This window comes from Labilibaculum euxinicum, from assembly GCF_009795715.1.
GTDB lineage: Bacteria > Bacteroidota > Bacteroidia > Bacteroidales > Marinifilaceae > Labilibaculum > Labilibaculum euxinus.
In genome coordinates this window covers 1-13,962 of record NZ_WTCR01000009.1, presented here as the reverse complement: position 1 = coordinate 13,962, position 13,962 = coordinate 1, and the positions used below count along the sequence as shown (strand labels likewise).

Annotated in this window: 14 protein-coding genes and 2 tRNA genes; 7 read left to right on the top strand and 9 right to left on the bottom strand. The window is 34.4% G+C overall.

Going from position 1 to position 13,962, the window contains the following annotated elements; all coding sequences use genetic code 11:
• Positions 1–21 precede the first annotated feature (21 nt).
• The 4 genes from GQR60_RS12735 to GQR60_RS12720 all read right to left on the bottom strand — a co-directional run bounded on the left by GQR60_RS12735 (position 22) and on the right by GQR60_RS12720 (position 4,037).
• Positions 22–702 (bottom strand): hypothetical protein, encoded by a 681-nt coding sequence (locus GQR60_RS12735; RefSeq protein WP_124993302.1) that lies wholly within the window; start codon positions 700–702, stop codon positions 22–24.
• A gap of 15 nt (positions 703–717) precedes the next feature.
• The gene (locus GQR60_RS12730; protein WP_124993301.1) at positions 718–2,064 is read right to left on the bottom strand and encodes a S41 family peptidase; all 1,347 of its coding nucleotides are present in this window, start codon (positions 2,062–2,064) and stop codon (positions 718–720) included.
• Positions 2,065–2,346: 282 nt separating this feature from the next.
• On the bottom strand, positions 2,347–3,090 hold the full coding sequence (locus GQR60_RS12725; RefSeq protein WP_124993300.1) for a hypothetical protein: 744 nt from the start codon (positions 3,088–3,090) through the stop codon (positions 2,347–2,349).
• Between the two features lie 242 nt (positions 3,091–3,332).
• Positions 3,333–4,037, bottom strand: a complete 705-nt coding sequence (locus GQR60_RS12720; protein ID WP_124993299.1) for a Crp/Fnr family transcriptional regulator — start codon at positions 4,035–4,037, stop codon at positions 3,333–3,335.
• Positions 4,038–4,253: 216 nt separating this feature from the next.
• On the opposite strand from GQR60_RS12720, the gene GQR60_RS12715 reads away from it, so the two are divergent.
• Entirely contained in the window at positions 4,254–4,673 is a 420-nt protein-coding gene (locus GQR60_RS12715; protein WP_124993298.1) for an OsmC family protein, read from the top strand.
• Between the two features lie 159 nt (positions 4,674–4,832).
• On the opposite strand, the gene pheS is transcribed toward GQR60_RS12715, so the two are convergent.
• The 4 genes from pheS to GQR60_RS12695 all read right to left on the bottom strand — a co-directional run bounded on the left by pheS (position 4,833) and on the right by GQR60_RS12695 (position 8,116).
• Entirely contained in the window at positions 4,833–5,855 is a 1,023-nt protein-coding gene (gene pheS, locus GQR60_RS12710) for a phenylalanine--tRNA ligase subunit alpha (RefSeq protein ID WP_124993297.1), read from the bottom strand.
• A 120-nt stretch (positions 5,856–5,975) separates the two neighbouring features.
• Entirely contained in the window at positions 5,976–6,800 is an 825-nt protein-coding gene (locus tag GQR60_RS12705; protein WP_124993296.1) for a peptidylprolyl isomerase, read from the bottom strand.
• 109 nt (positions 6,801–6,909) lie between these two features.
• On the bottom strand, positions 6,910–7,722 hold the full coding sequence (locus tag GQR60_RS12700; RefSeq protein ID WP_124993295.1) for a peptidylprolyl isomerase: 813 nt from the start codon (positions 7,720–7,722) through the stop codon (positions 6,910–6,912).
• Positions 7,723–7,759: 37 nt separating this feature from the next.
• On the bottom strand, positions 7,760–8,116 hold the full coding sequence (locus GQR60_RS12695; RefSeq protein ID WP_124993294.1) for a hypothetical protein: 357 nt from the start codon (positions 8,114–8,116) through the stop codon (positions 7,760–7,762).
• Between the two features lie 141 nt (positions 8,117–8,257).
• Here GQR60_RS12695 and GQR60_RS12690 point away from each other — a divergent pair.
• The 4 genes from GQR60_RS12690 (at position 8,258) to GQR60_RS12675 (ending at position 10,070) form a co-directional block, all read left to right on the top strand.
• Positions 8,258–8,332, top strand: a tRNA-Val gene (locus tag GQR60_RS12690).
• A 29-nt stretch (positions 8,333–8,361) separates the two neighbouring features.
• Positions 8,362–8,436, top strand: a tRNA-Val gene (locus tag GQR60_RS12685).
• Positions 8,437–8,761: 325 nt separating this feature from the next.
• Positions 8,762–9,328 (top strand): RNA polymerase sigma factor, encoded by a 567-nt coding sequence (locus tag GQR60_RS12680; RefSeq protein ID WP_124993293.1) that lies wholly within the window; start codon positions 8,762–8,764, stop codon positions 9,326–9,328.
• Complete coding sequence (locus tag GQR60_RS12675) at positions 9,300–10,070, top strand: tetratricopeptide repeat protein (protein WP_124993292.1); 771 nt, start codon at positions 9,300–9,302, stop codon at positions 10,068–10,070. The genes GQR60_RS12680 and GQR60_RS12675 overlap by 29 nt, the downstream gene beginning before the upstream one ends.
• Before the next feature lie 333 nt (positions 10,071–10,403).
• Here the strand turns inward: GQR60_RS12675 and GQR60_RS12670 are convergent, their stop codons facing one another.
• Positions 10,404–13,121, bottom strand: coding sequence for a CHAT domain-containing protein (locus GQR60_RS12670; RefSeq protein ID WP_124993291.1), 2,718 nt, complete (start codon positions 13,119–13,121; stop codon positions 10,404–10,406).
• Positions 13,122–13,621: 500 nt separating this feature from the next.
• Here GQR60_RS12670 and GQR60_RS20405 point away from each other — a divergent pair, with 500 nt between their 5' ends.
• Both GQR60_RS20405 and GQR60_RS20400 read left to right on the top strand, forming a co-directional pair.
• Entirely contained in the window at positions 13,622–13,723 is a 102-nt protein-coding gene (locus GQR60_RS20405) for a bacteriocin class II family protein (RefSeq protein WP_124993290.1), read from the top strand.
• Between the two features lie 67 nt (positions 13,724–13,790).
• Positions 13,791–13,892, top strand: a complete 102-nt coding sequence (locus GQR60_RS20400) for a bacteriocin class II family protein (RefSeq protein ID WP_124993290.1) — start codon at positions 13,791–13,793, stop codon at positions 13,890–13,892.
• Positions 13,893–13,962: the final 70 nt, after the last annotated feature.

The following is a 13,962-nucleotide window of genomic DNA, read 5'->3' as shown; positions in this document are numbered from 1 at the left end:
GTGAATTTATATTAATCACCACTACAATTTAAATTCTAAGAAATTGTTTTTATGCTCCTCCCAATTGTAAGAATCCTTTAAACACATTTCTGTAATCGAATGATCAAGATTATAGAAGGTCATCTTTACAAACCCAAGTTCCGAATTAAACCAGCCAATCCATTTTGTTTTAATTTTTGGATGATTTATAGTTCCCACAATTTTATAGCAATCAATTTCCGATTGTTTTAAATCAGAATAAACCTTTTCAATTGACACCACCTCATACAGATGAAAAACCTTATCATTAGCAGTTATTTTAAACTGCCTATTTTCCCAAACACAACCAAAATCTGTTTCCCATTTATTTCCAACTGCAAGCGGAAATCTAATTTCAGGAAAAGGAGAGTATTCGTGAATCATGTATTGATCGTTTCGAGGCGGATGCAGCCAAATTCTATTTTCATTTTCGATGATCCCGGTCTGGTAATTCAATCCGAATTTATCCATATTTGATGAACACCAAACGGCTAAGAACTGATTTCTAGGATCAAGTTTCCATGCCTTTCCATGACAAACCAAAAATAAATCTTCCTGCTGAATGGATCCGAAAGCATCTGTTTTCGCAACCTCAAATTGATAGATCTTCTTTTGATTGTAGATTTGAGCAGATGCCGACATTAACATTACAAAAAACAAAATGTTGATGATACATATTTTCATAGACTATAAACTTTATCAGTTTGTATGATTTTTAATATACTCCATACACTTCTCTAAAACAGGATCCCCGCCTTTCATATATTCACTGGCAACAAAAGGGATCGAAATATCCGGATTTAAAATTCCCCCCTCAGCCTTAGTATATTCAAAGTTCTCTACTGTTGAAATTGTCCAAAAGGAATTATCTCGCTCTGCAATAAAAGTTTCACCATAATTCAAAGCGTTGTGAGCAAGAGACTCTCCAACCAGCAAACCAATTTTATTATACTGCATGACATTAGCAAAAGTAGCCGCCATTGATGCTGTCTGCTGACTTATCAGAACGTAATAATTAAAATCTCCTTTATACAGTGAATTATCCAGTGGGCACTCCTTCACAATAAGAGAATCCGGCAAGTCAACCAATCTTCCAAAATCATCTTCCGTGTAAGAATAATCCTTATATGTAGCTTTAGATACTTTTAATTTAACGCCAGACTGATAAGGAATCTTTTTTTTATTCGATAGTAATGAAAACAATTCATCAAAGTGATCACCACTCCCTCCAGGATTTCTTCTAATATCAATAATAACATTTTTGTACCCCTCTTTTTTCACCTTATCAAGGTAACGCCCTAGGCATTTTACCAAATACTTGTTGTAATCAAAATTGTTGATACTAAAATATCCCGTCTTGTTTTCGTCAATTATTTTTTCCTCGATATCCCCATATAATTTTGGAAAAAAACCATTATCTATAGGTATTCCTTTAATAAGGATCTCTTTCCATTGATTATTCCGAACCAACTTAATACTATAATCAGAAGCAAAGCTGAAATGATGAAAAGTCTGCAAGACATAACCGGACATGTAACGATCGCGATACGAACTTTCCAAATAAGTAACTGCCTCAATATTATTGATACTTAGTATTCGATCTCCTGAAAGAATATTTTCATCAAAGCTCTTGTCAACAAGCAATGTGTCGGAAATGTTTATCAAAGTAAAAGGCAAAGCTTTTATCTTCTTCATTTTCACCTTTAAAGTACCCGTTTTCCCTAGCACCGGAATAAACCGTAAATGAGGATCTTCAAAAGTAACTCTATCCAAAAGCTTTCTTCTAATCAGTGTTTTTTCAGTTTCCATAATAGGTTCCAAAGGCAATTCTTTGGCTATAACTTCGATTAAAGAATCCCATTCCCTCTCAGGAAAGGAGTTAAAGGGATTTGGATGATAGTTTTTTAAGGCCTCCTTATCTTTAATCAATTGCTCTTTGGTTAACAATGATTTGGGATTTGGAATTGCTAAGGAGTAGTCGGTTTGTGAAATTCCTTTGCTGATAAATGCTGTCAATACGAAAGCAAGTAGTAGTGTTTTTTTCATATTGTTTTTTTAGAGACGTTGCATGCAACGTTAGTACAGGATGGATTATCGGTATTAATTCTGCCGGCATCAGCTTACAAAAAGCCCAATTTTATTGACCCTTCTGTTCTGGGAGTCGTCCTTCGCATAAAGAAGGCCTCCCTTCGTGCCTGGGAGGCCTCCTTCGCAATAGTTATCCAAATCTTCGCAGCTGTAACCCGTCCTTCGCAAAAGTGACCCTCCCTTCTGCTCTGTGACCCTCCCTTCGCAAAAGTAAGCGTTCTTCCCGGGGCTTTCAGAAGCTTATGCCTCCTCTACCACCTTCTTTTCTCTGGCTTCTCTTAGTTTTCGGAAGTAGGCACTGGTATATTGCTCCACTCTCTGTTCATCTTTCCAGAAAACAAAACGCCCTGCTTCGCGAATGGCATCAACGGCTTGCTTTACATGGGTAAAGGCCCGGTCGCGCATTTCTTTAGCCGGCTTGTCGTTATCCACTCTGGCACCGTTTACCTTAGCCAACAGCGCTCCGCATAAATCCGATAATTCAGAGGCTCTTTCGAGTTTTTCCATTGGGTAATTAAGTCCCGCCAAAGGCTCTGGATTGTTTGTTCCCAGCATGGCCAAATCCGAAAGATCCTGAACCATATCAGCATTGCCGTATCCTTCGGCAATTCGGTTAACAACATCCATCAATTTAGAATTCTTACGATAAGCATACCTGCAAAAATGCAAAAGCTCATCGCGCATTTCAAAAGCCTCAACCGAGAGGTGCTTCCATTGCTCCTCTGCATCCGACCTATCAGTCTGAACTTGTACCCATACTGTTTGTGCATAACGCAGGCCTCCGGCCCGAATTGGCAGATCGTCGATTAAACTCACATCCAAATCCGAAGTTGCTAACAATTCCCGATCCTTGTCTGCTATTACCGATAAATCCATGGCTTCATCTATGACAATATCCACAGGCTGATTGGGCTCTTTAATCTCATTTTTAGCATACGCCTGATACTTTGGCAACAGGACATCAAAATTCTCTTTGTTACTCATTTTAAATGGGTTTTAGGGTTGAATAAATTAAAATAATATTCCTGAAAGTAAACATCCTATCGAAATAACCCAAATAAAAGATGTGAATTAATGTTAATTGAACATCCTATTATAGTTTAACAGTGGCAGAAAAATCAGTATTAATCATATTTCCAGATAATAATTACTTCCCTAAAAAAATTATTACAAAAAACCCCATCCGGACGAACCTGATGGGGTTGAAATATTATTGCAGACAGGGATTACAAAATTCCGCCGACTTTTTTAAGTGCTTTGGTATTTAGTATTTTTATTTTTCGTCCGTTTAATTCTATTAACTGATCGGATTTAAATTCGGACAGTAAACGTATCACCGATTCGGTCGCTGTTCCTACCATATTGGCCAGTTCTTCGCGCGTAAGAGCAATTTTAAGCGTACCATCCTCGGTCAATCCAAAAGCTGTTTCCAATTGAATTAAAATCTCAGCTAAGCGTTCCCGTACCGTTTTTTGAGCAATATCAGTGATGTAATCATTTGCTTCATCCAATTCTCTGCATGTGAGCTGAATTAATTCCATTGCAAAATTAGAATTCTCTTGAATCAGTTTGGTTAAAACCTTACCAGGGATGAAACAAACGATAGCATCTTCAATTACTTTAGCAGAAGTGCATGCCCGTTCCTGACTAAGAACAGATCGAAAACCAATTAAGTCGCCAGGCTTCGCAAAACGAATGATTTGCTCTTTCCCTTCCAAACCTGTTTTAAATACTTTTAAAACACCCGAAAAAAGAAAGTAGCATCCTTTCGCGGAATCGCCCTCAGAATAAATAATACTGCCTCTTTTATAGAAATGAACATCTTCACCCCAAAATAAAAGATTCATATCTTCTACCTTCAAATTTTGAAATTTTTCACCGAATTTATCGGCTAATTGATTGCAATTTGGAAGAATTGGATTCTGCTTCATTAAAAAATCATATTAAACTGAAATCAATACTACTAATTCAATAATAATTCCTTGTGGTAAAACTTCAACACCTGACAAACTCATTAAAAAAATTATTTGTTTCGAAGGGTTTTTTCCTACTTTTATTACAAATCACTTTCAATTTGTAATCAGGTCAAATATACAAATTTAAGTTTTACTTATCCAAAAGGTAAAAAGACTAAATACACAGCAATTATGAAACACAAAGTAGAATTATCGTGGCTGGGAAACCTCGCCTACGAAACCAATATGGATGGTCATAAAATGATTACTGACGCCGGCACCGAAGTTGGCGGTGATGACAAAGGCTTCCGTCCAAAGAAGCTAATGCTGACCGCTTTGGCGGGATGTACGGGCATTGACACGGCGTTAATTGTGAAAAAAATGAGGCTTGACATCCGGGATATTAAAGTATTAGTAGAAGGAGAGCTAACCGAAACTCAGCCCACCTACTATAAAAACATGCACATTACTTACGAATTCTTTGGCAAGGATCTTCCCCGTAAAAAATTGGAGCGGGCCGTTAAAATATCCGAAGAATCGCAATGTGGGGTAAGTGCTTTGTACAAGCAGGTGATTCCTGTTACATCAGAGATTATATATCATGAAGAGTAAAAAAAGTCTGGAAAGGTCTTGAAAAATCTAGAATACTCTAAGAGTCCAATAGTGGAAAAGTCAAACAGTCCACAAAATAAAAAAAGTGCCTCCCGCAAGGAAAGGCACTTTTTTGTTTTTATCGTGTAAGATTAACACATCTAAAATCTCCTGTTTTTTCTAGAATCCTGCAGCCGAAAATTGCTCAAGGAAACGAATGTCGTTCTCAAAGAACAAACGAAGATCTTTAATACCGTATTTCAGCATGGTGATTCTCTCGATTCCCATTCCCAAGGCAAAGCCTGTGTATTTTTTATTATCGATTCCGTTTAATTCCAAAACATTTGGATCAACCATACCGCAACCCAAAATCTCTAACCAACCGGTTCCTTTGCACACATTACAGCCTTTTCCGCCACAAAGTGAACAGGTAACATCAACCTCGGCCGATGGCTCGGTAAACGGGAAATAGGATGGTCGTAATCTGATTTCTGTTTTCTCACCAAAAAATTCTTTGGCAAAATAAGTCAGTGTTTGTTTTAAATCTGCAAACGAAACGTTCTCGTCGATATACAAACATTCAATTTGATGGAAAATACAATGAGCACGTGCAGAAATAGCTTCGTTACGGAAAACACGACCCGGCGTTAAACAACGAATCGGCAATTCCATTTCAGACATATCATGAGCCTGCACAGAAGAAGTATGAGTACGTAAAATAACATCCGGATTTTTCTCGATGAAGAAAGTATCCTGCATATCGCGGGCAGGATGTTCTTCCGGGAAATTTAAAGCTGAAAAGTTATGCCAGTCATCTTCAATCTCCGGACCTTCGGAAATTGTAAATCCCAATCGGGAGAAGATCTCTGTGATTTCATTTTTCACTAAAGAAAGCGGATGGCGCGAGCCCAACTTAACCGGATCACCCGATAAAGTCAAATCCAAACCTGATTTTCCAAAATCAAGATTGGTGAAACTATCTTTAAGAGAATTTACTTTATCCAATGCAGTTGTCTTCAACTCATTAAGCGCTTGACCAACAGCCTTTTTCTGATCGTTTGGAACATCCTTAAAATCTGCAAACAAAACAGCAATACTACCTTTCTTACTAAGGTGTTTGATTCTAAATTGTTCAACTTCCTCTAGTGTAGTTGCCGAAAATCCATTCAGCTCCTCAAGTAAATTCTTTATTTTGTCTAACATATTTTTAATCTTTTGAAATCCGATAGTCGGCAAAGTTACAAAAACTTTTTTCTCCTTGTTACTGACGATTCTATTTTAGCAGGAAGAATCAATAATAATTTAAACAGATTTCTCAAATCTCTAATATTCCAGAATTTTTACATTCATTTTAACATCCTGAAAAGGCCGGTCATTTGCATCCGTTTTAAGGTTTACAATTTTATCCAAAACATCCAGCCCTTCTATCACTTCCCCAAAAACGGTGTAATTACCATCAAGATGCGGAACTCCGCCGACCGTTGTGTAAGCTTTACGACGAGCCTCAGAGAATTCAAGTCGCTCTTTGGAGCTATTGTATTCAAATTCTATCGACTCCTTAATTGTTTTCGCAATGGCTCTAAATTCTTCCACCTTACCGGCTTTTTTTAAGGAATCCAAAACAACTCTTTTACTTGAAGTTAAAAACCTTTTTACGATTCGCTTTCTTAAAGGAACATTCACTTCTTTTTCCATGAGAGTTAATTCCTCATCCGTAAACACCCTTCCATGAGCAATATAGAACTGAGAAATATCAGATTCCTTAAAAATATTTACCTTATCCGGCTTTCTTGGTGCAGCAATTGCACCCTTTTTATGAAAGTATTTAGGATTAAATTCTGATTCGATGGTTCTGTTCGAACTGCCGTAACCTATCATTTTTCCTGCCGGCGCATTTCTAGAATCCTGCGATCCGCCCTGAGCCACAAACCCCTTTATTACCCGATAAAACAGCGTTCCATCAAAATGCCCGTTTTCAATTAACTGCAGAAAATTTTGCCTGTGCTTTGGAGTTTCCTTGTACAACATCAATTTAATATTGCCCATATTGGTCTCTATTAAAATAATTGAGTTGGTGGTTTGTCCAAATGACAGGTTCGTTATTAGCAGAATTGCAATTCCAAATAGGACTTTCTTACCAAATTTCATTCAACGATATCTTTTTAAATTTGGACTAAGATAAATAGCCAGAGTTTGAAAGCCAAAAAAAAGCTTCGCAATATATTACGAAGCTTCCATTTACAACATGTAATGTTGTCTATTTTAAGATTTTTATTTTCATTGATATGTCCTTTAACGGACGATCAAAATTGTCTTTTTCAACACCGGCAATCGAATCAATTAAATCCATTCCGTCGATAACTTCACCAAAAACAGTATAGTTTCCATCCAAATGAGGAATTCCACCAACAGTAGTATACGCTTCAATTTGTTCTTTACTTAATACAATTTTCTCACTATTAAATATTGAGTCTACTTCCAATTTAATACCATCAATTGCATCTGTTAGTTTATCCAACTCACCCTCCATTTGATATTTGGAAAGAAGTTCAGCCTTTTGTTCTTGAACCTTTTTGAAAATAGAACTCTTTAATCTTCCATTCATTTTCGTTTGCAAAGTATCCAATTCGCCTGGAGTATATATCTTGCCTTGAGCAATATAAAACTGAGATCCAGCGGATTTCTTTTCCGGATTTACATCATCTCCTTCTCTTGCGGCAGCAATAACTCCACGCTTGTGAAATAATCCTGTTTTAATTTCTGCAGAAATTTGATATCCAGGTCCTCCTTCGCCCAATCTTTGCCCCAACTTTGCACCTTTAGAATCCGGATCTCCACCTTGAATCATGAATCCATCTATCACCCGATGAAATAAAGTTCCATCAAAATATTTTTCGTGTGCCAATTTCACAAAATTATCCCGGTGAGCCGGTGTTTCATCATACAAACGGATTTTTAAATTTCCATACTCGGTTTCAATCTGAACAATTCTATCTTTTTTTCCCAACTCCAACTCTTGCTGGCAGGATATAAATAGAAAAACGATGGCAATACAAATAAGATTTTTCATAGGTGCATATTGAGTTTTAAAATCCCGAATTTAGCTTTTAGTTCTCAATTTTTAAATAATCATTGTCTTTAAAGTACTCTACTATCGAAGATTTAAGCAATAATTCTTCTTTTTCCTTAGAAAAAGGAGGAACCATTTTATTTTTCTTGAAAACCGGCCAATCATTTTCATCATAACCATCAATTTGATAGTAATTCCATTTCATCAACAAGGTACATGTTGCCAAATTGATGTGATCCATTTTTTCATCCTTTTCATACTTCTCCTGAAATCCTTTTCCTCGCTCCTGTATCCCAATTAGCAGTAATGTTCCGTTTAAATCGGCATCCACATTAAAATCTTCAGAAATTTTATATAAAAGTTTGTTCCAGTCTCTTTCCAAATTATTATCCATTGTATCAATTTTTTATGAATGTTAAAAGTAAAGATTTCTAAGTACTTTAGAACCTCTTGAAAAATATATTTTCACTTTTTTAATTATTCTTCTTGCAGATACAATATTTCCATCCTATATTTGCATCGCTTTTAAGGGCAAGGGCGATTAGCTCAGTTGGTTCAGAGCACTTGGTTTACACCCAAGGGGTCATAGGTTCGAATCCTATATCGCCCACTATAAAAAGCACATATTCCCAATAATTCGGGCGATTAGCTCAGTTGGTTCAGAGCACTTGGTTTACACCCAAGGGGTCATAGGTTCGAATCCTATATCGCCCACGGAAAGATCAGATTTTCACTAGAAAGTCTGATCTTTTTTTTGCAATAAATTATGCATTCATAAATCTTTTTATGACATCTACCGTATATTCATTTAATGTGGTCATAAAAAATAACTTTCAATAACCTCCAAATTTAAGAGAATATTGTATATTGGATCGGTTTATGTTAATAGATCATTTTTTTAATAAAAAAACATCAATTTAATTTAAGTTTTATTAGTCACTTAATCAGTTACTTAGATGGTAAAGTGCTTTTTTTTTTACTTTTTTTTACTATTTGTGGGTTACCTTTTGGCCATTAGAGGAATAAAGGGATAGGAAATATGGATTACACTACGGAAGCGATACTTGAGGGGATCAGCATGAGCAACAATGATGTATTAAATTACATCTACAGCAAGTTCTTCCCAAGTATTCGGAATTTTATAGAAAATAATAACGGAAGCGAAGAAGATGCAAGAGATCTTTTTCAAGAAGCCATTATTGTAATCTACCGTAAAATGAAAAAAGAACCTTTGGTTCTGAATTGTAATTTTAAAACCTATATCTATTCAATTTGTAGACTTTTATGGTTGAAGCAACTTGAGAAAAGAAAAAATAGCAATGAAATTAATTCAGAGGCCATTTTGGACAATAGATTGGATGAAGCAACACAGACCTACGATCAAACCGAAAGGTACAGGCTGTATCAAAAACACTTCAAACTTCTAGGTTCAGATTGCAAGAAGGTACTTCAGTTAACTCTTGACAAAGTTTCCTTAAAGGAAATATCCGAAATTATGGGATACAAGAGTGAGAAGTACGCAAAAAAGAAAAAGTATCAGTGCAAGCAAGCATTAATGGAAAGTATTAAAAGTGATAATGAATTTAAAGAAGTATATGATGAATGAAATGAATTTTGACCGTATCGAGGATTTTCTTGACGGTGATCTAACAGAAAGCCAATTGAAGCAGTTCGAGAAAGAATTACTCGAAGATTCTGATCTTCAGATGGAACTTGACCTTCACATGGAGGTTAATGAGGCCATAATGGAACAAGACGTTATGGATCTTAGAAACAAATTAGAGGCTATTGAAATTCCCTCTAATCCTACTCAGAAGCGAAAACTGAAATTTTTAACTAAGTGGAATATTACAGCGGCATCGCTTGCTTTAGTTATTGGTTTAGGGAGTTTAATGTATATCATGAACAATCGGTCCACTTACTCAAACGATAAAGTTTTTAGCAATTACTATAAACCATACAACGTTGTAATCAACACTCGTTCGTCTGACATCATGATTGATAATTTGTTGGTAACGGCTTTAAAAAGCTATGAAACTAAAGATTATCGGACCGCTTTAACTTTATTCAAAAAAATATTGGATAAAGACAGCACGAACATCACAGGTAATTTTTATTCGGGTATTTCGAATATCGAAATTAATGAGTACTCAAAAGCTAATAAGAACTTCAGCAGAGTATTAAAACATAAGAATAACCTGTTTATAGAGCAATCTGAATGGTATCTGGGGTTTTGTTACCTCATGACCAACGAGAAAGAAAAAGCTCTTAAGCAATTCCATGTAATTGCACAGGGAAACAGTTTCTATAAGACAAAAGCTTTAGAAATTATTAACAGGCTGGAATAGATCACTTCATCATTCATCAAAATAAAGTAAGCCATCCAATAAAATTGGGTGGCTTTTCCTATGCATTTAACTTTTTAGTAAACTCTTAATAAGAACTAATAAATCCCTGGTGGGGAACGATGATAGTTCTAATAAAAATAATTGCAGTTTTCTCTGACTTCGAAATTATACAGAAGAATTAAAAAGAGATTAAAAAATTCAGTTCTGATCAGAAAGATCTGGTATTGAATATCTAATAAATAACTTTTTCTTCCAATTTGATGAGTCAAAATTCATACCTCAATAGAACAAACAGACATCACTATACAATGAAGATAGCAAAACAAATTGTTTCTAGGCTACAGCTTTAGTTTTGAATTTTTTACGGAAAAATAAGAATAAAATTATTCCAACAGAACCAAAAGCAAAATACATCAGTTTATGAATAAGACCATCATCATACAAAGGATCAACATCTCCTAAAGTAACATATCCAGACCAAAAATAAGGATGAGATTTTAATGCATCAGCTGTTTTTAAATATTCCAATTTAGCCTGACGAAGAGCATCATCCTTCTTCAATCCATGAGATAAAAAAGTATAGAAATTACTCATTAGATTTGATCCTGTTTTATCCTCTACGGTCCATAAAGTCATGATTACACTTGGACAGCCTGCATAAAAGAAACCACGTGCTAAACTCATTACTCCTTCTCCCTTCAATAACTTACCATCACCAGTGTTACAAGCACTTAAAACAACCATTCTTGCATTAAAATTCATGTTGTAAATTTCATGCGTGTTTAGAAGGCCATCTTGTAAAGAGTCAGAATTTTGTGTAAAAACGAGTTTTGAATACATCGGATTTTCATCATCAATAATAGTGTGCATTGCCAAATGAAGCACATCGTAATCACCCGAATTCGCCTTAAAATTAGCTTCCGTGGCCATATCATCAATAAACAAATCGCCATGAATCACTTTTGATATATTAATAACTTCCTCTTTTACTCCTGGCAAAGGATATAATTTATCCCGGTAAGCTCGTTCTGTAAATAATATGGAATCATTAATATCGTTATAGGATGGTGCAAAAGCTAAAATCGATTTGTTTGAAGAAAATCCATAGCTGCTCGAATGATTTTTGAAACCAAGAGTCGCTGAATTGTGGTAAGTAATTGAATTATATTTTATTAAATATTCGAGATTTCTATAATTCATCGTTGTAGAATCCGCTTCCTTTTTCAAAAGTGCACCAAATGGAATATAGGCCATTTTATCATCAGGAACAATGAGAAGATTTTTACCGGTCAACAGGCTGTCTTTACCATTCAATAAATGTTGATACAATAAATAAGCTGATTTTGTATATTTTTGATAATAAGCAACACTATTATTCGCAAAATCATTCGTTTTCAGACAATTACGAACCTCCTCCAAATGATAATCAAAACTATCTTTCACAATCTTCTCCCGCTCAACTTCAAAACTAGATTTTGTGATTATAAAAGAAAAAAGCGCTGAATCAGAAATTGAGTATTCAATCAGTAAATCATTATCGCTTAACCTGCTCTGTAATTCTTCAATATCGATGGTTTTGGTATCGTATTTCAGTGCGTAATACTCCGGATAATCCTCCTCAAAACGAAGAACCATTTGATTGTATTCCTCATTCAAATTAAAAAGTACATTTTGCCATCCGCTAATGGAATCCCGGTCAGGTATTTGTTTTCTTCTTTCGTCATGAACCAACTCACGGTACCTCGCAATATCTAACTTCAAATTTGTTTCCTTCTCCTGCAATTCTGTTGAAATACCTCCGAAATTTTTTGCATTCACATCGTTTAGTGAAGACAATAAACTAGCCGATTTTGAACGCTCAGAATACATAAAAGCTTTCTCTTTGTATTTTACATCTTTTGTTAGTTGATACAATTTTACTGCTATTTCAATTGCTTGATTATACGTTTCTTTTTCATTTTTTGAAAGAGCAAATTTACTTTCTTCATCCTGATAGGCAATTCTAATTTTATCAATAATATCCAAACAAAGATCATAGGTTTGTAAACTAAAATCCAAATCTGAAATACTATTGGTTTTATCGTATAAATAACGAAGAGTAACAGCCTTGGGTTTTAAAATTTCTAAAATGGAAAGCTGTGGATCCAGTTCATCCATTGTTGGATTGATGTAAACTGTACTATTATTGAAATTATCCAATTCTGAAATTAAAGCTTTTTGATAATATTTTAAAGCATTTAAATGATCTTTCTTTTTAAAGTAGTAATCACCGAAATTCTTTAAACAATGAGCTGTACCGGGATGTTTAGTACCAAAATTTATGTCATATACTTGATATGCCAGATTCAAATAAGAAAGAACATTATCGCTACTACCAATTTCATCCTGAAAAACAGCATAATTCAAATAAAGATCCCCTAATAAATAATAATTAGAACCACTCTCACCTTTCACTATTGAAATACCTTTTTTATAATATAAATCAGCATCTTGATATTTTCCCAGTTTTTTATAGCAATTACCGATATTATTGATAGTTGTAGAACTACTTTGAAATTTATTATGTTTTTTTAATTTTAATGTTCTTAAATAATAATCTAATGATTTAGAATAATTTCCATTTTTATATAAAATTACTCCTAAATTATGATTTATTTCAGATAACCACCTTGACTCTTTTAGCGGATCAATCAATGATAAAGCCTTTTCATAATAATTTTGTGCTTTTATTAAATCTCCGTAATTATTAAAAATGTTTCCTTTATTAATGTAAATAGGAATCAACTTTTCTGAAATACCTCCAAATTTTTCAATTGTAAAAGTCTCCGAAATAGTATAAAATTCCAAAGCTCTTTTTCGATCTCCCACTCTGTTTAATAAAACTCCAAAATTCACATAAGTCCTGTAAATCAGATTTTTATCAACTAATCCACCTTGATTAATAGTACCAATAGCATTTTCAAAAGATTGAACAGAATAATCAAATTCTCCTTTTCGTAAAAAACCAACTGCTCTATTGAACTGTTCTTGTAATAAAGAATCAGGATTCATTTTGTCAAAAGTAGAGAGATTGTCTATCTCGGAATTATAGTTAGAATTAGTACTCCCACAAAATAGAAAGAGAAGGAAAAGAGGAAAAAGAGGAAAAATAAGAATCTTTTTTAGAAAATTTTTCACGCTCAAGTTGAGTTTTATAATATTCTTACTAACAATTAATTACACCAAACAATAAGGCTAATAAAGATCTAAATATAGGGCTATTTTTTTATTTTCTTTAAAAAAAAGTCTGTTTCCAGGGTTACCTTTTTCAAAAAAAGGGAATAAAGGGGTGTAATCGATAAAAAACTTAAACAATCCTAATCTAACAAAAGACCAAACAGCAATGAAAAATTTTGAAATAGTATCTCAGGAAGAATTACAAAACATCAAAGGTGGTATCAACGAAATGACTGATGTTAGTATTTGTGACGATTGTATCGTGTAAGTACCCAATTGACCAAATCCAAATTTCCTATAGTAAACCTAGTATTGACCAATAAAACCAAACAGCAATGAAAAATTTTGAAATAGTATCTCAGGAAGAATTACAAAACATTAAAGGTGGTATCAACGAAATGACTGATGTTAGTATTTGTGACGATTGTATCGTGTAAGTACCCAATTGACCAAATCCAAATTTCCTATAGTAAACCTAGTATTGACCAATAAAACCAAACAGCAATGAAAAATTTTGAAATAGTATCTCAGGAAGAATTACAAAACATCAAAGGTGGTATCAACGAAATGACTGATGTTAGTATTTGTGACGATTGTATCGTGTAAGTACCCAATTGACCAAATCCAAATTTCCTATAGTAAACCTAGTATTGACCAATAAAACCAAACAGCAATG

Coding starts and splice junctions, on each gene's coding strand:
- GQR60_RS12735 (WP_124993302.1), bottom strand. CDS start 702: ATGAAAATATGTATCATCAACATTTTGTTTTTTGTAATGTTAATGTCG.
- GQR60_RS12730 (WP_124993301.1), bottom strand. CDS start 2,064: ATGAAAAAAACACTACTACTTGCTTTCGTATTGACAGCATTTATCAGC.
- GQR60_RS12725 (WP_124993300.1), bottom strand. CDS start 3,090: ATGAGTAACAAAGAGAATTTTGATGTCCTGTTGCCAAAGTATCAGGCG.
- GQR60_RS12720 (WP_124993299.1), bottom strand. CDS start 4,037: ATGAAGCAGAATCCAATTCTTCCAAATTGCAATCAATTAGCCGATAAA.
- GQR60_RS12715 (WP_124993298.1), top strand. CDS start 4,254: ATGAAACACAAAGTAGAATTATCGTGGCTGGGAAACCTCGCCTACGAA.
- pheS (WP_124993297.1), bottom strand. CDS start 5,855: ATGTTAGACAAAATAAAGAATTTACTTGAGGAGCTGAATGGATTTTCG.
- GQR60_RS12705 (WP_124993296.1), bottom strand. CDS start 6,800: ATGAAATTTGGTAAGAAAGTCCTATTTGGAATTGCAATTCTGCTAATA.
- GQR60_RS12700 (WP_124993295.1), bottom strand. CDS start 7,722: ATGAAAAATCTTATTTGTATTGCCATCGTTTTTCTATTTATATCCTGC.
- GQR60_RS12695 (WP_124993294.1), bottom strand. CDS start 8,116: ATGGATAATAATTTGGAAAGAGACTGGAACAAACTTTTATATAAAATT.
- GQR60_RS12680 (WP_124993293.1), top strand. CDS start 8,762: ATGGATTACACTACGGAAGCGATACTTGAGGGGATCAGCATGAGCAAC.
- GQR60_RS12675 (WP_124993292.1), top strand. CDS start 9,300: ATGAATTTAAAGAAGTATATGATGAATGAAATGAATTTTGACCGTATC.
- GQR60_RS12670 (WP_124993291.1), bottom strand. CDS start 13,121: ATGAATCCTGATTCTTTATTACAAGAACAGTTCAATAGAGCAGTTGGT.
- GQR60_RS20405 (WP_124993290.1), top strand. CDS start 13,622: ATGAAAAATTTTGAAATAGTATCTCAGGAAGAATTACAAAACATTAAA.
- GQR60_RS20400 (WP_124993290.1), top strand. CDS start 13,791: ATGAAAAATTTTGAAATAGTATCTCAGGAAGAATTACAAAACATCAAA.